Annotated in this window: 27 protein-coding genes; 3 read left to right on the plus strand and 24 right to left on the minus strand. The window is 61.2% G+C overall.

Going from position 1 to position 23855, the window contains the following annotated elements; translation table 11 throughout:
* Nucleotide 1 precedes the first annotated feature (1 nt).
* Nucleotides 2-937: a chemotaxis protein CheV gene (locus HRH33_RS19090; RefSeq protein WP_034138823.1), complete on the minus strand. Its 936-nt coding sequence runs from the start codon at nt 935-937 to the stop codon at nt 2-4.
* Nucleotides 938-1492: 555 nt separating this feature from the next.
* On the opposite strand from HRH33_RS19090, the gene HRH33_RS19095 reads away from it, so the two are divergent.
* The 3 genes from HRH33_RS19095 (at nt 1493) to HRH33_RS19105 (ending at nt 3823) form a co-directional block, all read left to right on the plus strand.
* Complete coding sequence (locus HRH33_RS19095) at nt 1493-1942, plus strand: hypothetical protein (protein WP_034138824.1); 450 nt, start codon at nt 1493-1495, stop codon at nt 1940-1942.
* A 331-nt stretch (nt 1943-2273) separates the two neighbouring features.
* Nucleotides 2274-3167, plus strand: a complete 894-nt coding sequence (locus tag HRH33_RS19100) for a sensor histidine kinase (protein ID WP_173603586.1) — start codon at nt 2274-2276, stop codon at nt 3165-3167.
* Nucleotides 3164-3823 (plus strand): response regulator transcription factor, encoded by a 660-nt coding sequence (locus tag HRH33_RS19105; protein ID WP_034138826.1) that lies wholly within the window; start codon nt 3164-3166, stop codon nt 3821-3823. The genes HRH33_RS19100 and HRH33_RS19105 overlap by 4 nt, the downstream gene beginning before the upstream one ends.
* Here the strand turns inward: HRH33_RS19105 and yegS are convergent.
* The 23 genes from yegS to fliN all read right to left on the minus strand — a co-directional run bounded on the left by yegS (nt 3782) and on the right by fliN (nt 23820).
* Nucleotides 3782-4702: a lipid kinase YegS gene (gene yegS / locus HRH33_RS19110; RefSeq protein WP_034138827.1), complete on the minus strand. Its 921-nt coding sequence runs from the start codon at nt 4700-4702 to the stop codon at nt 3782-3784. The two genes, HRH33_RS19105 and yegS, sit on opposite strands and share 42 nt — an antisense overlap.
* A 144-nt stretch (nt 4703-4846) precedes the next feature.
* Nucleotides 4847-5239: a DUF2802 domain-containing protein gene (locus HRH33_RS19115; RefSeq protein ID WP_034099447.1), complete on the minus strand. Its 393-nt coding sequence runs from the start codon at nt 5237-5239 to the stop codon at nt 4847-4849.
* The gene (locus HRH33_RS19120) at nt 5240-5725 is read right to left on the minus strand and encodes a chemotaxis protein CheW (protein WP_373873651.1); all 486 of its coding nucleotides are present in this window, start codon (nt 5723-5725) and stop codon (nt 5240-5242) included.
* Between the two features lie 83 nt (nt 5726-5808).
* A complete protein-coding gene (locus tag HRH33_RS19125; RefSeq protein WP_167416919.1) occupies nt 5809-6633 on the minus strand; it encodes a CheW domain-containing protein in 825 nt (274 codons plus the stop codon).
* On the minus strand, nt 6633-7421 hold the full coding sequence (locus HRH33_RS19130) for a ParA family protein (protein ID WP_034099451.1): 789 nt from the start codon (nt 7419-7421) through the stop codon (nt 6633-6635). Before HRH33_RS19130 ends, HRH33_RS19125 begins: the two co-directional genes overlap by 1 nt.
* Before the next feature lie 51 nt (nt 7422-7472).
* Nucleotides 7473-8360, minus strand: coding sequence for a flagellar motor protein MotD (gene motD / locus HRH33_RS19135; RefSeq protein ID WP_034138828.1), 888 nt, complete (start codon nt 8358-8360; stop codon nt 7473-7475).
* 15 nt (nt 8361-8375) lie between these two features.
* Complete coding sequence (locus tag HRH33_RS19140; RefSeq protein ID WP_034138829.1) at nt 8376-9116, minus strand: flagellar motor protein; 741 nt, start codon at nt 9114-9116, stop codon at nt 8376-8378.
* Entirely contained in the window at nt 9116-10252 is a 1137-nt protein-coding gene (locus HRH33_RS19145; RefSeq protein WP_040269012.1) for a protein-glutamate methylesterase/protein-glutamine glutaminase, read from the minus strand. The genes HRH33_RS19140 and HRH33_RS19145 overlap by 1 nt, the downstream gene beginning before the upstream one ends.
* Before the next feature lie 48 nt (nt 10253-10300).
* Nucleotides 10301-12541: a chemotaxis protein CheA gene (locus HRH33_RS19150; protein ID WP_167416918.1), complete on the minus strand. Its 2241-nt coding sequence runs from the start codon at nt 12539-12541 to the stop codon at nt 10301-10303.
* An 11-nt stretch (nt 12542-12552) separates the two neighbouring features.
* Nucleotides 12553-13341, minus strand: a complete 789-nt coding sequence (locus HRH33_RS19155) for a protein phosphatase CheZ (RefSeq protein ID WP_034138832.1) — start codon at nt 13339-13341, stop codon at nt 12553-12555.
* A gap of 18 nt (nt 13342-13359) precedes the next feature.
* On the minus strand, nt 13360-13734 hold the full coding sequence (locus HRH33_RS19160; RefSeq protein ID WP_162276696.1) for a chemotaxis response regulator CheY: 375 nt from the start codon (nt 13732-13734) through the stop codon (nt 13360-13362).
* 169 nt (nt 13735-13903) lie between these two features.
* Entirely contained in the window at nt 13904-14644 is a 741-nt protein-coding gene (gene fliA / locus HRH33_RS19165; protein WP_034099464.1) for an RNA polymerase sigma factor FliA, read from the minus strand.
* Nucleotides 14641-15474, minus strand: coding sequence for a flagellar synthesis regulator FleN (gene fleN / locus HRH33_RS19170; RefSeq protein ID WP_003192912.1), 834 nt, complete (start codon nt 15472-15474; stop codon nt 14641-14643). Before fleN ends, fliA begins: the two co-directional genes overlap by 4 nt.
* A gap of 104 nt (nt 15475-15578) precedes the next feature.
* Nucleotides 15579-16895: a flagellar biosynthesis GTPase FlhF gene (gene flhF / locus HRH33_RS19175; protein ID WP_034138833.1), complete on the minus strand. Its 1317-nt coding sequence runs from the start codon at nt 16893-16895 to the stop codon at nt 15579-15581.
* Nucleotides 16896-16907: 12 nt separating this feature from the next.
* A complete protein-coding gene (gene flhA, locus HRH33_RS19180; RefSeq protein ID WP_375538188.1) occupies nt 16908-19022 on the minus strand; it encodes a flagellar biosynthesis protein FlhA in 2115 nt (704 codons plus the stop codon).
* A 352-nt stretch (nt 19023-19374) separates the two neighbouring features.
* Nucleotides 19375-19575, minus strand: a complete 201-nt coding sequence (locus tag HRH33_RS19185) for a cold-shock protein (RefSeq protein WP_034138835.1) — start codon at nt 19573-19575, stop codon at nt 19375-19377.
* A 30-nt stretch (nt 19576-19605) separates the two neighbouring features.
* Complete coding sequence (locus HRH33_RS19190) at nt 19606-19806, minus strand: S1 domain-containing protein (RefSeq protein WP_034138836.1); 201 nt, start codon at nt 19804-19806, stop codon at nt 19606-19608.
* 163 nt (nt 19807-19969) lie between these two features.
* The gene (gene flhB, locus HRH33_RS19195) at nt 19970-21106 is read right to left on the minus strand and encodes a flagellar biosynthesis protein FlhB (protein ID WP_034099468.1); all 1137 of its coding nucleotides are present in this window, start codon (nt 21104-21106) and stop codon (nt 19970-19972) included.
* Nucleotides 21107-21109: 3 nt separating this feature from the next.
* Nucleotides 21110-21895 carry a flagellar biosynthetic protein FliR gene (fliR, locus tag HRH33_RS19200; RefSeq protein WP_034114727.1) on the minus strand — a complete coding sequence of 262 codons (786 nt, stop codon included), beginning with the start codon at nt 21893-21895 and terminating at the stop codon, nt 21110-21112.
* Nucleotides 21896-21899: 4 nt separating this feature from the next.
* Nucleotides 21900-22169 (minus strand): flagellar biosynthesis protein FliQ, encoded by a 270-nt coding sequence (gene fliQ / locus HRH33_RS19205; RefSeq protein ID WP_034099472.1) that lies wholly within the window; start codon nt 22167-22169, stop codon nt 21900-21902.
* 4 nt (nt 22170-22173) lie between these two features.
* Entirely contained in the window at nt 22174-22917 is a 744-nt protein-coding gene (gene fliP, locus HRH33_RS19210) for a flagellar type III secretion system pore protein FliP (RefSeq protein WP_034138838.1), read from the minus strand.
* A complete protein-coding gene (fliO, locus tag HRH33_RS19215; protein ID WP_167416917.1) occupies nt 22917-23351 on the minus strand; it encodes a flagellar biosynthetic protein FliO in 435 nt (144 codons plus the stop codon). The genes fliP and fliO overlap by 1 nt, the downstream gene beginning before the upstream one ends.
* Nucleotide 23352: 1 nt before the next feature.
* Nucleotides 23353-23820: a flagellar motor switch protein FliN gene (gene fliN / locus HRH33_RS19220; protein WP_034138839.1), complete on the minus strand. Its 468-nt coding sequence runs from the start codon at nt 23818-23820 to the stop codon at nt 23353-23355.
* Between the last annotated feature and the right edge of the window lie 35 nt (nt 23821-23855).

Here is a 23855-nt window from a genome sequence, read left to right on the forward strand (position 1 = left end):
GTCAAGCTGGCTGTTCGTCCAGCATCAGTCGCTGGCGCACCACATCCACCAGTTTGTCAGGCTGGAACTTGGACAGGAAATTGTCGCAGCCGACCTTCTTCACCATCGATTCGTTGAAGCTGCCCGACAGCGAGGTGTGCAGCACCACGTACAATTTGCGCAGGCGCGGGTCGTTGCGGATCTCGGTGGTGAGGCGGTAGCCGTCCATTTCCGGCATTTCGGCGTCGGTGAAGATCATCAATAGTTTGTCGGTCATCACGTGACCGGCGTCGGCCCAGGACTTGAGCATGTTCAGGGCTTTGAGGCCATCGCTGGCGATGTGCATTTTCACGCCCAACTGGCCGAGGGTGTCACGCAGTTGCGACAGCGCCACGTTGGAGTCGTCCACCAGCAGCACTTCGCGGCCACGGGCGCGTTCGAGCACCGGGTCTTCGAGCTTTTCCCGGGAGACCTTGGCGTTGTACGGCACGATCTCGGCGAGGACTTTTTCCACGTCGATGATTTCCACCAACTGGTCGTCGACCTTACTGATGGCGGTGAGGTAATGCTGGCGACCGGCGCTGGTCGGAGGCGGCAGGATGGCTTCCCAGTTCATGTTGACGATGCGGTCCACACCGCCCACCAGGAACGCCTGCACCGAGCGGTTGTACTCGGTGACGATGATGGTGCTGTTCGGGCCCGGCACCAGGGGCCGCATGCCGATGGCCTGGGACAGGTCGATCACCGGCAGAGTCTGGCCGCGCAGGTTGACCACGCCACACACAAACGGATGGCGCTGCGGCATCAGCGTGAGCTTGGGCAATTGCAGGACTTCCTGCACCTTGAACACGTTGATGGCGAACAACTGCCGCCCGGCCAGGCGAAACATGAGGATTTCCAGGCGATTCTCACCCACCAATTGCGTGCGTTGATCTACCGTGTCGAGAATGCCGGCCATTGGAAGCTCCTGATATGCGCGGGTAAGTGCTGCGCGTAGGGGTTGTGCAGTTCACTAAGCTGTTTATCGGCGGCAAGCGCCAGATCTTGACCCCGTTAAAATGCCACGTAAATTAATTGATGTCACACTGACATCATGCTTTACTGGCCGTACCGCTTCATAAGTGGGCAAAGCGGCATTGCGCGACACTCAAATCGACGCAAGGTTCCCGCTTGTAAGGGATTCCCCTATACGCAATCAGGTCCAACCTGATATTCGCAATATCTAATAGCCATTAATGTGACGCCATTCTCATTGCATGAATGGAGTCAGGCTTTTGTTCGCCATCCCAAGTCCTCGCCCGTTGGGTGTTTCAGACATTTACGTCGCGGCAACTGAAGGTGTGCAACTGAGCCCGCTCACGAGGGCTGCGCAGCGCCGTTGGCGTTATTTCAATAAACTTCCTACCAAAAGCTCAGAAGCAACCTACAAGCATCAGCAATATTTCAGCGCTAGCTTTAAGCCATTGACCCGCAGCGAAATCTCATCGCCCGATTCCATATTGTGGAGACTTGCATGATGAACGACGGTAAAGAGTGGCAGCTCGCACTTTCGGCGTTTCTGCTGGAGGCTGAAAAGCTGTTGAACCGGTCAGAAGAATGCCTGAGCCACCTGCATCTGATTCGTAACGACAGCGACGCCATCGACTGCATGACACTCAGCCTGGCCAAGCTCGCGGCACAGGCCGACACCCTGGCGCTGCAAGCCATCAGCGAGTTTTCCGGGCATATCCACGGCCTGATTGCCAACGCTGAAAACCCATTGCAACTGCACGACCAGGCGCTGGACGCGCTGCATGACTGCCTGACTTTACTGGCCTGGCAATTGGAACTGATCGATACCAAGACCGGCCAATTGGCACTGGATGAAACCGAGCAAACCTCGTTGATTGCGACGGTCACCGTGCAGATCCCGCAAAAGGGCTTCACCTGTAAACCGCAACAACGTTTGCACCACGCCTCGTGAGGGTTTGACAGGTCGTGTTTCGCTACGCAACTTACCTAAAAACGACAGGCGTTAACGATTCAGTCATCCTTCAACATCCATTAACGTTACAACTTCGTTTACGTAGTAAAACTTTCCATGCTTCAGACGCTGATATCCCCCACAACATCCCCTCGTTTAATTGCTCGGCACGGCAAGGTGTCAGGCGACCAACGGTTACAGGGGTGTTACTATGCGTCGCTCGAAGTCATTCAACTTCCTGTATATAAACGATTCGGCCACGCACTCCAGACTGAGCCCCGTCAGAGGTGACCGGACTTCCCGCAGCGAACCTTCATTGGCTTCATCCGCTATGTACGCCAGCCTCAAGTCACTCCTCGCCAGGTCCGTGTCCCGCAGCCATGCTCGCCGCCTGACCCTTGGCTTGTGTCTTGCCTCGCTGTTGATCAGCCTGTGGGCCTTTAGCCATTCGGCGCCTTTGCCACTGTCGGTGTTGCTGCTTAACCTGGCCACGCTGGGGGTGGTAGGCCTGCAACAATGGCGCTCACGCAAATCCATCCGCTTCCAGCCCCAGGAGTTGGCCGATCGTCTGTTGCAGGTCCAGGAAAACGAACGCCATCGCCTCAGCCGTGAACTGCACGACGATATCGGCCAACTGCTCACCGCCGCCAAACTGCAGAGCGAATGGCTCAAGCGACGCCTGCCGGATGACCTGCAAGACCAATGCACCATGCTGTGCAATACCCTGAACGAAACCCTGGCCAAGGTGCGCGACGTGTCTGCCATCCTCAACCCCCGGCAACTGACCAGCCTGGGCCTGGAGGCCAGCCTGCGCGCGCACCTGCTCAAGACCCTGGAAAACAGCCCCGTTCACTGGAGCCTGGAATGCCGGCAACGCCTCACCGGCATCCCGGAAGAAATGGCCGTGGCGGCGTTTCGCATTACCCAGGAAGCGGTGACCAACATGCTGCGCCACGCCCAGGCCCAGAACCTGCTGGTGCGCCTGCAACGCCTGCCCGAAGGGTTATCGCTGACAATTCGCGATGACGGCCGTGGCTTCGCGCCTGCGAGCAACCCAGCCCGTGAAGGTCAGCGAGGCATGGCAGGCATGGCCGAACGTGTCGATCAACTGGGTGGCACGCTGTCCGTCAGCAGCCAGCCCGGGCAAGGCACGCGCATCGACGCACTTTTTCCCTGGGCGCCGCGCGCCCTCGAACGGGCCAACTCCCCTAAGGTTCTCGAGTGACCTGCACATTACTTCTAGTGGATGACCATGCACTGATCAGGGCCGGCGTGCGCGCCCTGATCCAAGATATTCCCGGCTACACCGTGATCGGCGAAGCCAACGATGGGGCACAGTTACTTGAGCAGTTCCACGCGTTGCAACCGGACATGGTGCTGCTGGACCTGTCGATGAAGCACACCGGCGGCCTGGACGCCTTACAGCAACTCAAGGCCGCCTACCCGCGCTGCAAGGTGCTGATCCTGTCGATGCACACCGACCCGCAACTGATCATGTGCGCGCTGGAGGCCGGCGCCCATGGCTACCTGCTCAAGGACACCACCGCCAACGAGCTGGAACACGCCCTGCGAGCCCTGTGCAATAACGAGCGCTACCTGAGCCCGGCGATCGCCCATACCGTGATCAACCAAGCGCTGGTGCGCACCCAAGGGCCCACCGCGCCGGCAGGCCACGGCCACAACCTCACGGCGCGGCAGTTGGAAATCCTGCGCCTGATCGTGCGCGGCAAGTCCACCCGTGAGATCGCCCACGGCCTGGGCCTGAGCATCAAAACGGTGGAAGCTCACCGCTCGCAAATCATGAAGCGCTTGCAGATATTCGACGTGGCGGGGCTGGTGCTATTCGCGGTGCGCGAGCAAATCATCAGCCTGGACGACTAGGGGCGAACCCAGCGGCAAATGCACGCGCAAGGCCTTGGGTAAGGCTTCGAAACGCAAGTCGTCGCCCTTGAGCGGTTCACCGTCCAGGTTGATGTACAGCCCTTCGGCCTGTTTGATCTGCACCCAGGGCAGCCGCGCACGCACGAACATGGTGTCCAGGCCCCAGCCATTGCTCATCAGCTCGCGCAAGGTGCCGACCACTTCCTGGGGCGCCGGCAGAATACTGACATCAAGCAACCCATCGTCGGCCATCGCCTCTGGGCACAGCACATGCCCGCCGCCAGCCTGGCGACCGTTGCCGATGCCCAGCGCCAGCATCTCGCCCTTCCAGTGGAAATCCGGGCCTTCCAGCTCGCCATAGGCCGCCTTCAACTCGCTGAAACGCGTGAGGCCGGTGAACAGGTACGCCGCGCCCCCGAGGATTTTTTTCAGGTCTTCGGAGGTATTGGCGGTGACCTGGCTGCCGAAACCGCCGGTGGCCATGTTGAGGAAAATCTGCCCGCCGACCTGGCCGAGGTCGATCGCCCGCGGCGCCACATCCAGCAGCGCCAGGGCCTGGGCCGGCTCTAGCGGTACGCCAGCGGCCTTGGCGAAATCATTAGCGGTGCCCAGGGGCATCAGCACCAGGCTGGCATCGGCCTTGGCCTGGGCCATCGCCTCGGCCACATCGCGCAAGGTGCCGTCGCCGCCGCCGGCAATGATGTGGGTATAACCGCCGTCCAGGGCTTCCCTGACCAGACGCTGCGCATCGCCGCCCTCCCACGTCACCCGCACGGCCAGCTCCCAACCCTGCTCACGCCGGGCCAGCACGGCGCTGCGCACGTCCTCGTTGAGGGCTTGCTTGCCGTGGAGGATCAACAGTGCCTTGGGGGTGCTCATGCAGGGAATCTCCTGATTCAAAGGTGCTTGAAGGATGTGGACCTTGGCAGAGGAGAAAAAAGTCAGTGGGGTTGAAAATTAATTGGCCGGCCAGGTGCCAGGCATCGCAGGTGCGACGCCCCCCACCAGTTGCCACAGGCGCAATCAGCTCTTATGCAACTTACTCATCAACTGCGCCTCAGCCTGGGTCAAGCCGCATGACTGGGTCAGGTCGTCCACCGTCGCCCCCATCCCCACCAGCTTGGCCGCTTGGGCAAACGACAGGTTGGCCGGATCGCGCTGTTCCAACTGCTCCAGCTTGTCCGGCATCGGTGCGAGGATCGCGCGTAGTTCGTGCACCTCATCCCCGACCCGCACGGCACTCTTCTGGTAATGGTCGACGCGCTTGACCAGCTCCACGATGCGCCGGTCACGCACGGCATCGCGCTCGGCCTGCTGCAACGCCAATTCGCGCTGCCGGGCCATGTAGCGCAGCAGAAAACCCAGGGTCCCGGCCCACAACAGGGCCAGGACGATCACCGCGACCTCAAGGAACAATCAAATGCTCTCCAGTTCCGACCATTCTTCTTCGCTCATCATTTTGTCCAGCTCAACCAGAATCAACAGTTCGTTGTTCTTGTTGCACACACCCTGGATAAACTTGGCCGACTCTTCGTTGCCCACGTTCGGCGCGGTTTCCACTTCCGACTGGCGCAGGTAGACCACCTCGGCGACGCTGTCGACCAGGATGCCGACCACTTGCTTGTCCGCTTCAATGATGACGACACGCGTGTTGTCGGTGACTTCGGCGGTATCCAGACCGAAACGCTGGCGCGTGTCGATCACGGTCACCACGTTGCCGCGCAGGTTGATGATACCCAGCACGTAGCTCGGCGCACCCGGGACCGGGGCGATCTCGGTGTAGCGCAGCACTTCCTGCACGCGCATCACGTTGATACCGTAGGTCTCGTTGTCCAGCTTGAAGGTTACCCATTGCAGAATCGGATCGTCCGAGCCTTTTTGTGCAGATGCTGACATATTCATACCCATGACCCCTTCAAATGCCGTTGGATACGGCGTGTGTGCTTCATTCGCCAACCGCACACCCGTGCGGCCAGCGTGTTCAATCAACTGCGTTTGTTACCGGGCATCGACTTGACGGCGCCGCTGGCGATCAACTCGGCCAGTTCGGCGACGTCGAGCAACGCGCACATGTGTTCGATCACGGTGCCGGCCAGCCAAGGCCGCTGGCCCCGGTGACTGCGCCATTTGATTTCGTTCGGGTCCAGGCGCAGCGAGCGGCTGACCTGATGCACCGCCAGCCCCCACTCGTAGCCTTGAACGGAAATAACGTATTGCAGACCCTCGCGAAAATCGTCGCGGTAGCGGTCGGGCATCACCCAGCGCGCGGTGTCCAGCACCTTGAGGTTGCCGGCCTGGCTGGGCAGGATGCCGAGGAACCACTCCGGCTGGCCGAACAGCGGCGTCAGCTCGTGACCTTCCAAAGAGTAGATCGAGCCCAGGCACACCAGCGGCACCGCCAGGGTCAACCCGGCGACGTCGAACAGCAGGCATTCGAAAGGCTCGGCGGCCCATGCCGGCCGGTCGTCGCCGCTCACTGGCGGCGGCGTGATGCTCGGCGGCAGGTGCACGTCCACCACCGGCTCGATCACCACGGGCGCCGCCACCAACGGTTCCGCCGCCACAGGCTGCGCCACTACGGGTACGACCGGCGCAACAATCGGCGCTACGATCCGGGCGTCTCGGGCCTGCTCTTCCAGCACCGCCAGTTGGAATTCATCCAGTGTACTGCTGGGCTCGACAACCGCCTCCAGCACCAGAATCGGTTCCGGCAACACCTCATCGGTGGCTTCCTGCAACAGGGCATCCAGGTAGGATTCCAGCGCCAGTTGCGGCCGGGTCTTGGTCTTGAGTTCGACAGGACGGTTCATCATGCCACCTGCGCCACGAGTTGCTGGGACAGCAAGTGTTTGAGCAACGCACGGTAGGCCATCACGCCGCGACTCTTGCCATCGAACTGCGACGGCGTGAGCCCTGCGCGGCTGGCGTCACGCAGGCGCGTATCCACCGGAATGTAGCCTTGCCAGATGGTGTCCGGGTAGGCATCGCGCAATACACGCAAGGTGCCCAGCGACGCTTGGGTGCGACGGTCGAACAGGGTCGGCACGATGCTGAACGGCAGCGGCTGTTTGCGCGAGCGATTGATCATCGCCAGGGTGCTGACCATGCGCTCAAGGCCTTTGACAGCCAGATGCTCGGTCTGCACCGGGATCACCAGTTGCTGGCTGGCGGCCAATGCGTTGACCATCAGCACGCCCAGCAGCGGCGGGCTGTCGATAATGGCGTAGTCAAAGTCCTGCCACAGTTGCGCCAGGGTCTTGGCGATCACCAGGCCCAGGCCGCTCTGCCCCGGCGACTGACGCTCAAGGGTGGCCAGCGCGGTACTGGAGGGCAGCAGGGAAATGCTCTCGTTGCTGGTGGGCAACAGCAATTGCCCGGGCAGGTCGCCAGGCACGTTGCCCTTGTGCAGGAACAGGTCAAAGCAGCTGTGTTCCAGCGCATCCGGGTCGTAGCCGAAATAGCTGGTCATCGAGCCGTGGGGGTCCAGGTCCACCACGACCACACGCTTGCCCGCCTCGGCCAGCAAACCGGCCAGAGCGATGGAGGTGGTGGTCTTGCCGACTCCACCTTTTTGATTGGCAACTGCCCAGACTCTCATTCGGATGATTCCTCCCGGCAGGCACAGGCGCGACCGAGACATTGCATAACGTTATTGAGCCGGTGACGGAGAATTGACGGCGCTCTGACCCACCGGCGGCTTAACCGCTGGCGGTGCAGTTTGTGTGCCAGCACGCCTCAAGGCCGCATCCGGTGTTGCATTGGCGGTGCCGGTGCCGGTCAGGCTGCGGCGCACATCCAGGTTGCGCGACACCACCAGCACCACCCGACGGTTGCGCGCGCGCCCTTCCACCGTGGCGTTATTGGCCACCGGCTGGAATTCGCCATAGCCCACCGACGCCAGGCGCCCGGGGTTCACACCCTGCATCGCCAGCATGCGCACGATGCTCGCCGCGCGGGCCGAGGACAGTTCCCAGTTGGTGGGGTACTGCGCGGTGCTGATCGGAATATTGTCGGTAAAGCCTTCGACGTGGATCGGGTTTTCGAACGGCTTAAGGATCGCCGCCACTTTGTCGATGATGGTGAACGCCTGGTCGCTGGGCATCGCATCGGCGCTGGCGAACAGCAGGCTGGAATTGAGCTCGATCTCGACCCACAGCTCATTGCCGCGCACGGTCATCTGATTGGAACTGATCAGGTCGCCAAATGCGGCGCTGATGTCATCGGCGATGCTTTTCAACGGGTCGCTGGTGCCGCCCACGCCAGCGGCGGTTTCATCGCTGTCATTGACCAGCGGCTTGGCCGGGGTCACGGTGCGGGGCCGCTCTTCGCCGATGGGAATCGGCTTGAGCGAGCGGTCGGCGTCGTTGAACACCCCGATCAGCGCTTGGGAAATCACTTTGTACTTGCCTTCGTTGATCGACGAGATGGAGTACATCACCACGAAAAACGCGAACAGCAGGGTGATGAAGTCCGCGTAGGACACCAGCCAGCGTTCATGGTTGACGTGTTCTTCAGGCTCGCGACGGCGACGGCTCACAACCCATACCTCCCATCAATCCATGAAGCCCTGGAGCTTCAATTCGATGGAGCGCGGGTTCTCGCCCTCGGCAATCGACAGCAGGCCTTCGAGCAGCATTTCGCGGTAACGCGATTGGCGCATGGCAATCGACTTGAGCTTGCTGGCTACCGGCAGCAACACCAGGTTGGCGCTCGCCACGCCGTAGATGGTGGCGACAAAGGCCACGGCAATGCCGCTGCCCAATTGCGACGGATCGGCCAGGTTGCCCATCACATGGATCAAGCCCATTACCGCACCGATGATGCCGATGGTCGGCGCGTAGCCGCCCATGCTTTCAAAGACTTTGGCTGCGTTGATATCGCGGCTTTCCTGGGTGTAGAAGTCCACCTCAAGGATGCTGCGGATCGCTTCCGGCTCGGCGCCGTCCACCAGCAACTGCAAGCCTTTGCGCGCGTAGCTGTCAGGCTCGGCATCAGCCACGCCTTCCAGGCCCAGCAGGCCTTCCTTGCGTGCGGTGAGGCTCCAGTTGACCACGCGATCGATGCCACCGGCCAAGTCCACACGGGGCGGGAAAATAATCCAGATCAGGATCTGCATGGCGCGCTTGAACGAACTCAACGGCGACTGCAGCAACGCAGCGCCCACCGTGCCGCCGATCACAATCAGCGCCGCTGGGCCGTTGGCCAGGGCGCCCAGGTGGCCGCCCTCCAGGTAGTTGCCGCCGATGATGGCGACAAATGCCATGGTGATGCCAATCAGACTCAAGACATCCATCAGAGGCAGGCCTCCACCAGATGCTTGCCGATGTCATCCAGGCTGTAGACGGCGTCGGCCAGGTTGGCTTTGACAATGGCCATGGGCATGCCATAGATCACGCAGCTGGCTTCGTCCTGGGCCCAGATCGCGCTACCGCCCTGCTTGAGCAAGCGCGCGCCTTCGCGGCCGTCGGCGCCCATACCGGTCAGGACCACCGCCAGAACTTTGTCGCCGTAAGACTTAGCGGCCGAACCAAAGGTGATGTCCACGCAGGGTTTGTAGTTGAGGCGTTCGTCACCCGGCAGGATTTTGATCGCACCCCGGCCGTCGACCATCATCTGCTTGCCGCCCGGGGCCAGCAGCGCCAGGCCGGGACGCAGGATGTCGCCATCCTCGGCTTCCTTGACGCTGATGCGGCACAGTTTGTCCAGGCGCTCGGCAAACGCCTTGGTGAACGCGGCCGGCATGTGCTGGATCAACACGATCGGCGCCGGAAAGTTGGCCGGCAATTGGGTCAGCACGCGCTGCAACGCCACCGGACCACCGGTGGAGGTGCCGATGGCGACCAGTTTGTAGGCCTTGCGCTTGGGCGCCGGGGACTGTGCCGTTGCCGCTGGCGCAGACGCACGCACAGGTGCCGCTGCGGGGCGGGCAACCGGTGCAGGCGCGGGGCGCCCGAACGTCGAGGCACTCGTGGGAGCCGGTGCGGCAACAGGTGTCGGGGCCGGCGCGGGGGCGCTGAATAGGCTGCGACGGTTGCTGCGGGAAATGCTGTGGACTTTCTCGCACAACAGTTGCTTGACCTTCTCGGGGTTGCGCGAGATGTCTTCGAAATTCTTCGGCAGGAAGTCCACCGCCCCTGCGTCCAGGGCGTCGAGGGTCACTCGGGCGCCTTCATGGGTCAGCGAGGAGAACATCAACACCGGAGTCGGGCAGCGCTGCATGATGTGCCGCACCGCGGTGATGCCGTCCATCATGGGCATCTCGTAGTCCATGGTGATGACATCAGGCTTCAACGCAATGGCTTGATCAATCGCCTCTTTACCGTTGGTGGCCGTGCCGACCACCTGGATGCTTGGATCGGCGGAAAGAATTTCCGAGACGCGGCGGCGGAAGAAACCCGAATCGTCCACCACCAGGACCTTGACTGCCATAAACACTCCGTTAGGCGGGGCGGGCAATACCGCCCTGCCCCGCCAGAATCAAATACGCCGAGCGGCGTAACGCTTGAGCATGCTCGGAACATCGAGAATCAGCGCGATTCGACCGTCACCGGTGATGGTCGCACCCGACATGCCCGGGGTTCCCTGCAGCATTTTGCCCAAAGGCTTGATGACCACTTCTTCCTGGCCGACCAACTGATCGACCACAAAGCCGATGCGTTGAGTGCCCACGGAGAGAATCACCACATGGCCTTCGCGCTGTTCTTCATGAGCCGCCGAAGCCACCAGCCAGCGCTTGAGATAGAACAGGGGCAACGCCTTGTCGCGCACGATCACCACTTCCTGGCCGTCCACCACGTTGGTGCGCGACAGGTCGAGGTGGAAGATCTCGTTGACGTTGACCAGCGGGAAGGCGAACGCCTGGTTGCCCAGCATCACCATCAGGGTCGGCATGATCGCCAGGGTCAACGGCACCTTGATGACGATCTTGGAGCCCTGGCCCTTGGTCGAGTAGATATTGATCGAACCGTTGAGCTGGCTGATCTTGGTCTTGACCACGTCCATGCCCACGCCACGGCCCGACACGTCGGAGATCTCGGTTTTGGTCGAGAAGCCTGGGGCGAAGATCAGGTTGTAGCACTCGGTGTCGGTCAGGCGGTCGGCGGCGTCTTTGTCCATCACGCCACGCTTGACCGCGATGTTACGCAGGATGGCCGGGTCCATGCCTTTGCCGTCGTCGGTAATCGACAGCAGGATATGGTCGCCTTCTTGCTCGGCCGCCAGGATCACTTTGCCGCCCCGGGACTTGCCCGCGGCTTCGCGTTCTTCCGGGGTTTCCACGCCGTGGTCGACGGCGTTACGCACCAAGTGGACCAGCGGGTCGGCCAGGGCCTCGACGAGGTTTTTGTCGAGGTCGGTCTCTTCGCCCACCAACTCCAGGTTGATCTCTTTCTTCAGCTGACGCGCCAGGTCGCGAACCAGGCGTGGGAAGCGGCCGAAGACTTTCTTGATCGGCTGCATCCGCGTCTTCATCACGGCGGTTTGCAGGTCGGCGGTAACCACGTCGAGGTTCGACACGGCCTTTTGCATGGACTCATCGCCACTGCTCAGGCCCAGGCGCACCAGGCGGTTACGCACCAGCACCAGTTCGCCAACCATGTTCATGATGTCGTCCAGGCGCGCAGTATCGACCCGCACGGTGGTTTCGGCTTCACTGGCAGGCTTGTCGGCCACCGGCGCGGCGGCGGCCCGTGCAGGCGCGGCAGCCGGAGCCGCCGCCGCGGGCTTGGGTGCTGCGGCAGGCGCCGCGGCCTTGGCGGCGACCGGTGCAGGTTTGGCGGCGGTAGCGGCGGCCGCAGACGCGGCCAGCGCAGGCACTTCGCTGAATTTGCCCTTGCCGTGCAAATCATCCAGCAACGCTTCGAATTCATGATCGGTGATCAGCCCGTCACCGGCAGGTGCCGCAGCGGCTGCCGGCTTGGCATCAGCCGGCGCGGCGGCGGTGGCCGCGACTTCCGGCAACGCGTCGGCGGCGAAGGTGCCCTTGCCGTGCAACTGGTCGAGCAACGCTTCGAACTCGTCGTCGGTGATATCGGTGCTGGCAGCCACAGCGGCCGGTGCAGGCGACGCGGCGGCAGGCGCCACGGCATCGGCGGCGAACTGGCCTTTGCCATGCAACTGATCGAGCAGGGACTCAAATTCGGCGTCGGTGATGTCTTCGCTGGCCGGTGCTTCAGCCGAGGTCGGGGCCGCAGCGGCCGGCGCTTCGGCTTCGGCCTTGACCGCGCTGAGGGAGCTGAGCAGCTGTTCGAATTCACTGTCGGTCACGTCCGGTTCCGGCGCCGGTTCAGGCTCCGGCACGGCCTCGACCACGGGCTCCGCCGACAGGTCGGCAGGCTCTGCATAGCGCGCCAGGGCGGCCAGCAGTTCCGGGGTGGCGGCAGTGATCGGCGCACGTTCGCGCACTTGGCTGAACATGCCGTTGACCGCATCGAGCGCTTCGAGAATCACGTCCATCAACTCCGAGTCGACGTGACGCTCACCCTTGCGCAGGATGTCGAACACGTTCTCGGCGATGTGGCAGCACTCCACCAGCTCATGGAGCTGGAGGAAGCCGGCGCCCCCTTTTACAGTATGAAAACCGCGAAAAATTGCATTGAGCAGGTTCGCATCATCCGGGCGGCTTTCCAGCTCGACCAGTTGTTCGGACAGTTGCTCTAAAATTTCGCCGGCCTCTACAAGGAAATCCTGAAGGATCTCTTCATCGGCGCCGAAGCTCATGTGGGTGCTCCTTAGAAGCCTAAACTGGATAACAGGTCATCTACGTCATCCTGACCTGACACAACGTCTTCACGTTTATCGGCATGAATCTGCGGACCTTCACCCTTGGCGAGATGTTTTTGTGGATCTTTTTCCGAGAGGATCGCTGCGCGGTCATGTTCGATGCCGGCAAAACGGTCAACCTGGCCGGCCATGAGCACCAGTTTGAGCAAGTTGCTTTCCACTTCGGTGACCAATTGCGTCACGCGCTTGATCACCTGACCGGTCAGGTCCTGGTAATCCTGAGCCAGCAGAATATCGTTGAGGTTGCTGGACACCGTGCGGTTGTCCTGCTCGCTGCGTGACAAGAACCCTTCGACCCGGCGCGCCAGCTCGCGGAACTCTTCAGCCCCCACTTCCCGGCGCATAAAGCGCCCCCAGTCGGCATTCAGGGCCTGAGCTTCGGTGGCCATGCCGTTGACCAGAGGCGTGGCGTTTTCCACCAGGTCCATGGTGCGGTTGGCCGCGGCCTCGGTCAGCCTGACCACATAGGACAGGCGTTCGGTGGCATCCGTGATCTGCGAGATTTCCTCGGCCTGGGGCATGTGCGGGTCAATCTGGAAATTGACGATTGCACTGTGCAGCTCGCGTGTGAGCTTGCCCACTTCCTGGTACAGGCCTCGGTCACGGGTCTGATTGAGCTCATGGATCAACTGCACCGCGTCGCCGAAATGGCCTTTTTCAAGGCTGTCGACCAGTTGGTGAGCATGTTTTTTCAGGGTGGACTCAAAGTCTCCCTGTGACGTTTCTTTGTGCTCCATAGCTCCCCCGCGATGGCATTAGCCGTGGATGCGTTCGAAGATTTTTTCGATCTTCTCTTTCAACGCCTGTGCAGTGAATGGCTTGACCACATAACCGTTAACACCGGCCTGGGCGGCCTCGATGATCTGCTCGCGCTTGGCTTCGGCGGTTACCATCAGCACCGGCAGGTTGCGCAGTTTTTCATCGGCGCGCACCCAGCGCAGCAGGTCGATACCGGTCATGCCCGGCATGTTCCAGTCAGTCACCAGAAAGTCGATGCCTCCGCTGTTGAGGATCGGCTGTGCAGTGATGCCATCGTCCGCCTCGACCGTGTTGGTGAACCCAAGGTCACGCAACAGGTTTTTTATGATCCGCCGCATCGTTGAGAAGTCATCAACGATGAGGATTTTCATGTTCTTGTCCAATTCGACCTCCAAGCAGTCTTAAACGCGCCCAGCACCTGGACGCGCCATTTCAATCAACAGGCATTACACAAAAAGGACTGCCGGGGCCACCACGGGCCGAACCCGCGTAGGCCAATCACCCCCGCGGTATCGCTCTGCAGTGTCCCCACACTGCCTGTCAGCGCGCTCGCCACTCTCCCAAACGCCCCCGCAAGCGGGCGGCGCACTGGCTGTGCAACTGGCTGACTCGCGATTCGCTGACCCCCAGGACCTCACCGATTTCCTTGAGGTTCAGCTCTTCGTCGTAGTACAGCGCCAACACCAATCGTTCACGCTCCGGCAAATTGGCGATTGCGTCCGCCAACGCCCCCTGGAAACGCGCATCTTCCAGGTCGCGCGACGGCTCCATGTGAGCGCTCGCGCCGTCCTCGTGCAGCCCTTCGTGTTCGCCGTCCTGGAGCAGGTCGTCGAAACTGAACAGGCGGCTGCCCAAGGTATCGTTCAAAATCCCGTAATAATCGTCGAGACTCAATTGGAGTTCGGCCGCAACTTCATGATCTTTAGCGTCGCGACCGGTTTTTGCTTCAATTGCACGAATTGCGTCACTGACCATGCGCGTATTGCGGTGCACCGAACGGGGTGCCCAATCACCTTTGCGCACTTCATCGAGCATCGCCCCACGGATACGGATACCCGCATAGGTCTCGAAACTCGCGCCCTTGGTTGCGTCGTACTTGGTCGACACTTCGAGCAGGCCGATCATGCCGGCCTGAATCAAATCTTCGACCTGCACGCTGGCAGGCAACCGGGCCAGCAAGTGGTAGGCAATGCGCTTGACCAGGGGCGCATAGCGCTCGATCAGTTCACCCTGGCTGTCACGCGCCGATTTCTTATAGAGGTTGTAGCCGCTCGATGTCATAGCACTGGTCCTGCGCTCGTCTGATGCACCAATCGCTCGACGAAAAACTCCAGATGCCCACGCGGGTTGGCGGGCAAAGGCCAGGTATCGACCTTCTGAGCAATAGCCTTGAACGCCAAGGCGCATTTCGAACGAGGGAATGCTTCGTAGACCGCACGCTGCTTTTGCACGGCCTTGCGCACACACTCGTCGTAGGGAACTGCGCCGACGTATTGTAAGGCGACATCGAGAAAGCGATCCGTGACCTTGGTCAACTTGGCGAACAGGTTGCGCCCTTCCTGCGGGCTCTGGGCCATGTTGGCCAGGACGCGGAAGCGGTTCATTCCGTAGTCACGGTTAAGGAGTTTGATCAGGGCGTAGGCGTCGGTGATCGAGGTGGGTTCGTCGCAGACCACCAGCAATACTTCCTGCGCGGCGCGCACAAAGCTGACCACGGATTCGCCAATCCCGGCGGCGGTGTCGATCACCAGCACGTCGAGGTTGTCGCCGATATCGCTGAACGCCTGAATCAGGCCGGCATGCTGCGCCGGGCTCAGGTGCACCATGCTCTGGGTGCCGGAAGCGGCCGGCACGATGCGGATCCCGCCAGGGCCCTGCAGCAGCACGTCGCGCAGCTCACAGCGCCCCTCGATCACATCGGCCAGGGTGTGTTTAGGCGTCAGCCCCAGCAGAACGTCGACGTTCGCCAGCCCCAGGTCAGCGTCCAGCAGCATGACGCGACGGCCAAGCTCTGCCAGCGCCAGGGACAAATTCACTGACACGTTCGTTTTTCCGACGCCACCTTTGCCGCCGGTCACCGCGATCACCTGTACGGGATGCATGCTGCCCATTTTATTTCTTTACCTTGTCTTGCTTAGACGCAGGCTACATGGCTTGGCCGCGTGAATCGCTTGCAGACCATCAATGTAGGTACATTGCATTGTGTTCATGTTGCTCAGCCCACCCGTTTTGCCGGGCTGTGGTAAAGATCAGCGAACATATCCGCCATCGCTTCCTCGCTCGGCTCGTCTTGCATTTGCACGCTGACTGCACGGCTGACCAACTGATGACGGCGCGGCAGATGCAGATCATCCGGGATCCGCGGCCCGTCGGTCAGGTAGGCGACCGGTAACGCATGACCGATAGCCAGGCTCAACACTTCGCCCAGGCTGGCGGTTTCGTCCAGTTTAGTCAGGATGCAACCGGCCAGCCCGCAGCGCTTGTAGCTGTGGTAGGCAGCGGTAAGAACCTGTTTCTGGCTGGTGGTTGCAAGCACCAGGTAATTCTTTGACTTGATGCCACGCCCGGCCAGGCTTTCCAACTGCATGCGCAGCGCCGGATCGCTGGCTTGCAGGCCGGCGGTGTCGATCAACACCACACGTTTGCGCAGCAGCGGGTCGAGGGCGTTGGCCAGGGATTGGCCCGGGTCGACGTGAGTCACCGGCACATTCAGGATGCGCCCCAGGGTCTTGAGTTGTTCCTGGGCACCGATACGGTAGCTGTCCATGCTCACCAGCGCGATGTTATGCGCGCCGTATTTGAGTACATAGCGCGCCGCCAGTTTGGCCAGGGTGGTGGTCTTGCCCATGCCGGCCGGGCCGACCATGGCGATGACGCCGCCCTCTTCCAGGGGTTCGATTTCCGGGGTGACGATCATGCGTGCCAAGTGGGCCAGCAGCATGCGCCAGGCTTGGCGCGGCTCATCGATTTCAGTGGTCAGGGCCAGCAGGTCGCGGGACAACGGACCGGACAGGCCGATGCGTTGCAGACGACGCCACAGGTTGGCTTGCTGCGGCTTGCTGCCTTGCAGTTGGTTCCAGGCCAGGGAACCCAGTTGCACTTCCAGCAGCTCGCGCAGGCCGTTGAGTTCGAAGCGCATCGAATCGAATACGCGCTGGTCGACGGCGGCGGCCGGTGCTGGCGCGGCGGGACGTGGCGGTTCGACGAAGGTCGGCTCCACCAGCGGCTCGGCGGCGGTCAGCGGCAGCCCGGCGAACAACTGGCGATTGGTGGTGGCATCGCTGTCGCCACGCATGCTCAGTTCAGCCTGGGCCGAGACGATGCGCGATGCAGTCTTGCGCAGTTCATCTTCGAGTTCCATGTTGGGAACGCGCGGCGCCAGCGCCGAGGGGGTGTAGTCCAGGGCAGCCGTCAGCTCGACACCGCCGGCAATGCGACGGTTACCGATAATCGCGGCATCGGCGCCCAGCTCATCACGGACCAGTTTCATGGCCTGACGCATATCGGCGGCGAAAAAACGCTTCACTTGCATAACCCACTACCCTCAGCCGTTGGGCCCTACTGTCGCGACGATAGTCACTTGCTTGTTGTCAGGAATTTCCTGGTAAGCCAAAACGTGCAAATTCGGTACTGCCAGGCGTCCAAACCGCGACAACATCGCTCGGACCGGGCCCGCCACCAGCAGAATCACCGGTTGGCCCTGCATTTCCTGACGCTGTGCGGCGTCGATCAACGAACGCTGCAGTTTTTCAGCCATGCTTGGCTCCAGCAGAACGCCCTCTTCCTGGCCTTGTCCTGCCTTCTGAATACTATTGAGCAATATTTGTTCCAACCTTGGTTCCAAGGTGATCACAGGCAGCTCGGAGTCAAGCCCTACAATGCTTTGCACGATGGCGCGCGACAATCCGACGCGCACTGCCGCCACCAGCGCGGCGGTATCTTGACTCTTGGCGGCGTTGTTGGCGATGGCTTCGGCAATGCTGCGGATGTCGCGCACCGGCACCTGTTCGGCCAGCAGCGCCTGCAACACTTTGAGCAATTGCGACAACGACAGCACGCCCGGCACCAGTTCTTCGGCGAGTTTTGGCGAGGCTTTGCCGAGCAACCCCATCAATTGCTGGACTTCCTCGTGGCCGATCAGCTCGTGGGAGTGCTTGTAGAGGATCTGGTTGAGGTGGGTGGCAACGACCGTGCTGGCGTCCACCACGGTGTAACCCAGGGACTGTGCCTGGCTGCGCTGGCTGATTTCGATCCACACCGCGTCCAGGCCGAAAGCCGGATCTTTGGCGGTAATGCCGTTGAGGCTGCCGAACACCTGCCCGGGGTTGATCGCCAGTTCGCGGTCGGGGTAGATCTCGGCTTCGGCCAGGATCACGCCCATCAGGGTCAGGCGGTAGGCGCTGGGGGCCAGGTCGAGGTTGTCGCGGATGTGCACGGTGGGCATCAAAAAGCCCAGGTCCTGGGACAGCTTCTTGCGCACGCCCTTGATCCGCGCGAGCAGTTGGCCGCCCTGGTTGCGGTCCACCAGAGGGATCAGGCGGTAGCCGACTTCCAGGCCGATCATGTCGATCGGGGTCACGTCATCCCAGCCAAGCTCCTTGGTTTCCTGGGCGCGGGCCGGGGATGGCAGCAGTTCCTGCTGACGGGCGATCTCTTGCTGGGCCTGCACCTTGACCATGTTCTGTTTTTTCCAGAACAGGTAGGCGGCACCGCCGGCCAGCGCGGCCATGGTCAGGAACGACACATGGGGCATGCCCGGCACGATGCCCATGATCGCCATGATGCCAGCCGCTACGGCCAACGCCTTGGGCGACGCGAACATCTGCCGGCTGATCTGCTTGCCCATGTCTTCGGAGCCCGAAGCACGGGTCACCATGATCGCGGCCGCTGTAGATAACAACAGTGATGGCAATTGCGCCACTAAACCGTCACCGATGGTCAGCAAGGCGTACACCTTGCCCGCATCGCCGAAGCTCATGCCGTGCTGGAACATGCCGACAGCGACGCCGCCGATGAGGTTGATGAACAGAATCAACAGGCCAGCGATGGCGTCACCGCGCACGAATTTGCTGGCACCGTCCATGGAGCCGTAGAACTCGGCTTCCTGGGCCACTTCCAGACGGCGGGCCTTGGCTTGGTTCTGGTCGATCAGGCCGGCGTTGAGGTCGGCGTCGATAGCCATCTGTTTGCCGGGCATGGCATCGAGGGTAAAACGTGCGCTCACCTCGGAGATACGCCCGGCACCCTTGGTCACGACCACGAAGTTGATGATCATCAAAATCGCGAACACCACGATACCGACCACGTAGTTGCCGCCGATCACCACTTCACCGAAGGCCTGGATCACCTTACCGGCAGCGGCGTGGCCGTCCTGACCGTGGAGCATCACCACGCGGGTGGACGCCACGTTCAGCGCCAGGCGCAACAGGGTCGCCACCAACAGGATGGTGGGGAATACCGCGAAATCCAGCGGCCGCAGGGCATACACACACACCAGCAGCACCACCACGGACAGCGCGATGTTGAACGTGAAGAACACATCCAGCAGAAACGGTGGCATCGGCAACATCATCATTGCCAGCATCACCAGCAACAGCAACGGCACACCCAGATTGCCCCGCGACAGGTCAGTCAGGGTGCCACGGGCCGTACTGAGCATTTGAGAGCGATCCACCACCGGTATTCCTCGTTTCCTTGAAGCAAACTTTTGACGCCGGGAGGCGTCCTGGAGGCGGTATTGCAAGAAGCCTTCCAACTTTACTTTTGTGCCTGGAGAACCTCACAAACACTCCGGGCCATCGGGTGTCAATCATTCCAAATGAGGGAGGGGGCTTGCCCCCGATTGCAGTCTGTCAGGCCCGGATCAGGTGCCTGATACACCACCATCGGGGGCAAGCCCCCTCCCACATTTGAGCTGTGTACATCCAGTGCTGCTAAGGAAATTTATGGCAAGGAGTGGGGATCGTCTCTAGGAGGCCCCGCTCTCTGGTCCCACACCGAAGAACTGAAGCTCAAAGCACGCGGACGTTCTCAGCCTGAGCACCTTTGGGCCCCTGGGTAACCTCGAACTCTACTTTTTGCCCCTCTTCAAGCGTTTTGAATCCGTCGCCCTTAATGGCGGAGTAGTGAACAAATAGATCCACCCCACCGTCCTGAGTGATAAACCCAAAGCCCTTCTCCGCGTTGAACCACTTAACTGTGCCCGTCGCCATTGCCGTTCTCCATACACTTCAATAAAACACTCAGATCAACTTGATCTCGCACGCGTAAACACCATCAGGGCGATGGATCTTCCGGAACACCACTCTCTGTCCTTGCGAAAGCAAGCGACCATCTGAGCTGAGCAAATCGACCGCCACCACCTCACCCCACCCCTCCGGCGCAATCAAACCCTTGCCAGTCTGTGGGTCATACGTTTGAACCTTGCCTGTAAACACCTGCATTAACCCACTCCCTGCATCTTGAGGCGCAGTCACTAAGGCTATGGAACCGCGAGAACGCGACACTGGCTACTGTCAAAGTTGACAGGTAGACGAGATCGCGCGACGAGTGGTAACGGGCGTGGAGGGTAGTAGACGTCAAGCCTGCTCAGTACAGGCGTGGCGATCAGGAGTCGCGGCGCAGGTCCGGCGGGATGGGCAGGTCTTTGAGCGGATCGGGCCGCTTGCCTTTGCCGGCGCGGTACTGGCGAATCTGATAGACATAGGCCAGCACCTGGGCCACGGCCAGGTACAACCCTGCAGGGATTTCCTGATCGAGGTCAGTGGAGTAAAAAATCGAGCGCGCCAATGCCGGCGACTCCAGCAGCAGGATGTCGTTGGCCACGGCGATTTCGCGGATTTTCAACGCGGTGAAATCGCTACCCTTGGCCAGCAGCATTGGCGCTCCACCCTTTTCCGGGTCGTATTTCAGGGCCACGGCGTAGTGGGTCGGGTTGGTGATAACCACGTCGGCATCCGGCACCGAGGCCATCATCTTGCGTTGGGACATCTCGCGCTGCAGCTGGCGGATGCGCTGTTTGACCTCGGGCCGACCTTCCTGATCCTTGTGCTCGTCACGCACTTCCTGCTTGGTCATCAGCAGCTTCTTGTGGCTTTCCCACAGCTGGATCGGCGCATCCACCGCCGCGATCAGGATTAGCCCAGCCGCCATCCATAGCGCACTCCAGCCCACCACCTGCACGCTGTGGATAATCGCCGACTCCAGGGGCTCATGGGCGATGCGCAGCAAGTCATCGATGTCGGACGACAACACCGAAATGGCCACGAACAGAATCAGGATGAACTTGGCCAGGGCCTTGAGCAGCTCGACCAGCGCCTTGGCCGAAAACATGCGTTTGAGCCCCGCGGCCGGGTTCATGCGGCTGAACTTGGGCGCCATGCTGCTGGCGGCGAACAACCAACCGCCGAGGGACACGGGGCCGATCAGCGCAGCCAGCAGTAAGGTAATCAGGATCGGCTGCACGGCCAGGATCGCGATCTGGCCCGAATGCAGCAAATACTGGCCCATGGCGCCGGGGCTGAGCAGCACTTCGCGGGGCAAGCTGAAGTTGTGCTTCATCAGCTCCATCAGATCCAGCGCCAGACCGCCGCCGTAGATCAACAGGGCCCCGGAACCGGCCATCATGGTCGCAACGGTATTGAGCTCTTTGGAGCGGGCGATCTCACCCTTTTCCCTGGAGTCCTTTTTGCGTTTCTCCGTGGGGTCTTCTGTTTTGTCCTGACCACTCTCGCTCTCGGCCATGGTTCAGCGCGCCCGTGCCAGATCACGTAAGAACTGCAAGGCGTCGGTCGCCAGCGGTTGATACTGATTGAGAATGTCGGCCAGGCCGACCCAGAAAATCCCCATGCCCAACACCAGGGTCAATGGAAAACCGATGGAGAAAATGTTCAGTTGCGGCGCCGCACGGGTCATCACGCCAAACGCAATGTTGACCACCAGCAGGGCCGTGATTGCCGGCAACACCAGCAACAGCGCCGCCCCCATCACCCAGCCGAGGCGGCCGACAATTTCCCAGAAATGGTTGACCACCAGCCCCGAGCCCACCGGCAAGGTGGTAAAGCTCTCGGTCATCACCTCGAACGCCACCAAGTGGCCGTTCATGGCCAGGAACAGCAAGGTCACCAGCATGGTCAGAAACTGCCCGATCACCGCCGCCGACACGCCGTTGGTGGGGTCGACCATGGAGGCGAAGCCCATGCCCATCTGCACCGAGATGATTTGCCCGGCAATCACGAACGCCTGAAAGAACAGCGTCAGGGAAAAGCCCATCAAGGCACCGATCAGGATCTGTTCGGCGATCAGCAGCAGCGCACTCAGGTCCAGCGCATTCACCGGCGGCATCGGCGGCAGCCCAGGCACGATCACCACGGTGATCGCCACAGCGAAATACAAGCGCACCCGCCGTGGCACCAGGGTCGTGCCGAACACCGGCATGGCCATCAACATCGCCGTCACGCGAAACAGCGGCAGGATGAAAGACGCCACCCAGGTACTGATCTGGGTGTCGGTCAAGGCCAGCAAGGATTGCATCGGGTCAGCCGATCAGCTGCGGAATACTGCCGTACAACTGCAGGATGTATTCCATGAAAGACTGCACCAGCCACGGCCCGGCGACGATCAGGGTAACCAGCATCACCAACAGGCGCGGCAGGAAGCTCAAGGTTTGTTCGTTGATCTGGGTCGCGGCCTGGAACATCGCCACCAGCAAGCCCACCAACAGGCTGGGCACCACCAGCACGGCGACCATCACGGTGGTCAGCCACAGCGCTTCACGGAACAGGTCGACGGCGACTTCTGGCGTCATAGCGCTATACCCCTCCGAAACTGCCAGCCAAGGTGCCAATAATCAGCGCCCAGCCATCCACCAGCACAAACAGCATGATCTTGAACGGCAACGAGATGATCAGCGGCGATAGCATCATCATACCCATGGCCATCAGCACGCTCGCCACCACTAGGTCGATGATCAGGAACGGAATAAAGATCATGAAGCCGATCTGGAACGCGGTCTTCAATTCGGAGGTGACAAATGCCGGCACCAGAATGGTCAACGGCGCCTGGTCGGGGCTGGCGATGTCGGTGCGCTTGGACAGGCGCATGAACAGCTCAAGGTCGCTGGAGCGGGTTTGCGACAGCATAAAATCCTTGATCGGGCCCTGGGCCTTGTCGATGGCATCCTGGGCGGTCATTTTTTCCGCCAGGTAGGGTTGCAGGGCTTGCGTGTTCACCTTGTCGAATACCGGCGCCATGATGAACAGCGTCAAGAACAGCGCCATGCCGGTGAGGATCTGGTTCGATGGGGTCTGCTGCAGGCCCAATGCCTGACGCAGGATCGAAAAGACGATGATGATCCGCGTGAAACTGGTCATCAGCATGACGAACGCTGGGATAAAGCTCAGCGCGGTCATGATCAGCAGGATCTGCAGGCTCACCGAATACTCTTGCGCGCCCGCCGCATTGGTCCCCAGCGTAATGGCCGGGATCGACAACGGGTCGGCAGCCAGCGCCAAGGGCGCGGCCAGCAACAGCATGAGCGTCAATAAAACGCGCATTACTTCTTATCCTTCTGATCCTTGCCCAGCAATTCCATCAGGCGCTGGGCGAATTCGGGCGTGGCGGACTGGGTCTGCTCCACATTCACCGGTGTCTTGAGTACGTGCAGCGGGGTGATGCGACCTGGCGTAATGCCCAGCAGAATCTGCTCCTCCCCCACTTGCACCAGCACCAGCTGATCGCGCGGGCCGAGGGCGCGGGCACCGATCATTTCGATCACCTGGCCATTGCCAGGGCCTACGCGCTGCACCCGGCGCATCAGCCAGGCCAGTACGAAGATCAAGCCCACCACCAGCAGCAGGCCGAGCACCAGTTGGGTCAACTGCCCGCCGACACTGCCGACCACCGGCGCCGCAGCGGCCTGGGCCACCGGCTCCGCCGCCCACACGGGCAGCGCCAACGCGATCAACAGCCCCACCATCAGCCGCTTCATATCAGCGCAACTTCTTGATGCGTTCGCTTGGGCTGATCACGTCTGTCAGGCGGATGCCGAACTTTTCGTTGACCACCACCACCTCGCCATGGGCGATCAGCGTGCCGTTGACCAGCACGTCCAGCGGCTCACCGGCCAGGCGGTCCAGCTCGATCACCGAGCCCTGGTTGAGCTGCAGCAGGTTGCGGATGTTGATGTCGGTGCTGCCCACTTCCATGGAAATCGACACCGGAATATCCAGGATCACATCCAGGTTCGGACCGTCGAGGGACACCGGGTCGTTGTTCTTCGGCACGCTGCCGAATTCTTCCATCGGCAGGCGATTGCCGGCCGGCGCGGTGGCGGCGTCAGCGGCCAACAGCGCATCGATATCGTCCTGACCGACATCGCCGGTCTCTTCCAGGGCAGCCGCCCATTCGTCGGCCAAGGCCTGGTCTTCGGCGGAAGTGTTTTCGTGTTCGGTAGCCATTACATGTCCTCGGCGAAGCAAACATTCATAAATTA

This window comes from Pseudomonas rhodesiae, assembly GCF_013285305.1.
In the GTDB taxonomy this organism is placed as follows: Bacteria; Pseudomonadota; Gammaproteobacteria; order Pseudomonadales; family Pseudomonadaceae; genus Aquipseudomonas; species Aquipseudomonas rhodesiae.

Excerpts from the sequence above, each read along its gene's own strand:
- HRH33_RS19090 (WP_034138823.1), bottom strand. The coding sequence starts at position 937 with ATGGCCGGCATTCTCGACACGGTAGATCAACGCACGCAATTGGTGGGT.
- HRH33_RS19095 (WP_034138824.1), top strand. The coding sequence starts at position 1,493 with ATGATGAACGACGGTAAAGAGTGGCAGCTCGCACTTTCGGCGTTTCTG.
- HRH33_RS19100 (WP_173603586.1), top strand. The coding sequence starts at position 2,274 with ATGTACGCCAGCCTCAAGTCACTCCTCGCCAGGTCCGTGTCCCGCAGC.
- yegS (WP_034138827.1), bottom strand. The coding sequence starts at position 4,702 with ATGAGCACCCCCAAGGCACTGTTGATCCTCCACGGCAAGCAAGCCCTC.
- HRH33_RS19120 (WP_373873651.1), bottom strand. The coding sequence starts at position 5,725 with ATGAATATGTCAGCATCTGCACAAAAAGGCTCGGACGATCCGATTCTG.
- HRH33_RS19125 (WP_167416919.1), bottom strand. The coding sequence starts at position 6,633 with ATGAACCGTCCTGTCGAACTCAAGACCAAGACCCGGCCGCAACTGGCG.
- HRH33_RS19130 (WP_034099451.1), bottom strand. The coding sequence starts at position 7,421 with ATGAGAGTCTGGGCAGTTGCCAATCAAAAAGGTGGAGTCGGCAAGACC.
- HRH33_RS19140 (WP_034138829.1), bottom strand. The coding sequence starts at position 9,116 with ATGGATGTCTTGAGTCTGATTGGCATCACCATGGCATTTGTCGCCATC.
- HRH33_RS19145 (WP_040269012.1), bottom strand. The coding sequence starts at position 10,252 with ATGGCAGTCAAGGTCCTGGTGGTGGACGATTCGGGTTTCTTCCGCCGC.
- HRH33_RS19150 (WP_167416918.1), bottom strand. The coding sequence starts at position 12,541 with ATGAGCTTCGGCGCCGATGAAGAGATCCTTCAGGATTTCCTTGTAGAG.
- HRH33_RS19155 (WP_034138832.1), bottom strand. The coding sequence starts at position 13,341 with ATGGAGCACAAAGAAACGTCACAGGGAGACTTTGAGTCCACCCTGAAA.
- HRH33_RS19160 (WP_162276696.1), bottom strand. The coding sequence starts at position 13,734 with ATGAAAATCCTCATCGTTGATGACTTCTCAACGATGCGGCGGATCATA.
- fliA (WP_034099464.1), bottom strand. The coding sequence starts at position 14,644 with ATGACATCGAGCGGCTACAACCTCTATAAGAAATCGGCGCGTGACAGC.
- fleN (WP_003192912.1), bottom strand. The coding sequence starts at position 15,474 with ATGGGCAGCATGCATCCCGTACAGGTGATCGCGGTGACCGGCGGCAAA.
- flhF (WP_034138833.1), bottom strand. The coding sequence starts at position 16,895 with ATGCAAGTGAAGCGTTTTTTCGCCGCCGATATGCGTCAGGCCATGAAA.
- flhA (WP_375538188.1), bottom strand. The coding sequence starts at position 19,022 with ATGCTCAGTACGGCCCGTGGCACCCTGACTGACCTGTCGCGGGGCAAT.
- HRH33_RS19185 (WP_034138835.1), bottom strand. The coding sequence starts at position 19,575 with ATGGCGACGGGCACAGTTAAGTGGTTCAACGCGGAGAAGGGCTTTGGG.
- HRH33_RS19190 (WP_034138836.1), bottom strand. The coding sequence starts at position 19,806 with ATGCAGGTGTTTACAGGCAAGGTTCAAACGTATGACCCACAGACTGGC.
- flhB (WP_034099468.1), bottom strand. The coding sequence starts at position 21,106 with ATGGCCGAGAGCGAGAGTGGTCAGGACAAAACAGAAGACCCCACGGAG.
- fliR (WP_034114727.1), bottom strand. The coding sequence starts at position 21,895 with ATGCAATCCTTGCTGGCCTTGACCGACACCCAGATCAGTACCTGGGTG.
- fliQ (WP_034099472.1), bottom strand. The coding sequence starts at position 22,169 with ATGACGCCAGAAGTCGCCGTCGACCTGTTCCGTGAAGCGCTGTGGCTG.
- fliP (WP_034138838.1), bottom strand. The coding sequence starts at position 22,917 with ATGCGCGTTTTATTGACGCTCATGCTGTTGCTGGCCGCGCCCTTGGCG.
- fliO (WP_167416917.1), bottom strand. The coding sequence starts at position 23,351 with ATGAAGCGGCTGATGGTGGGGCTGTTGATCGCGTTGGCGCTGCCCGTG.
- fliN (WP_034138839.1), bottom strand. The coding sequence starts at position 23,820 with ATGGCTACCGAACACGAAAACACTTCCGCCGAAGACCAGGCCTTGGCC.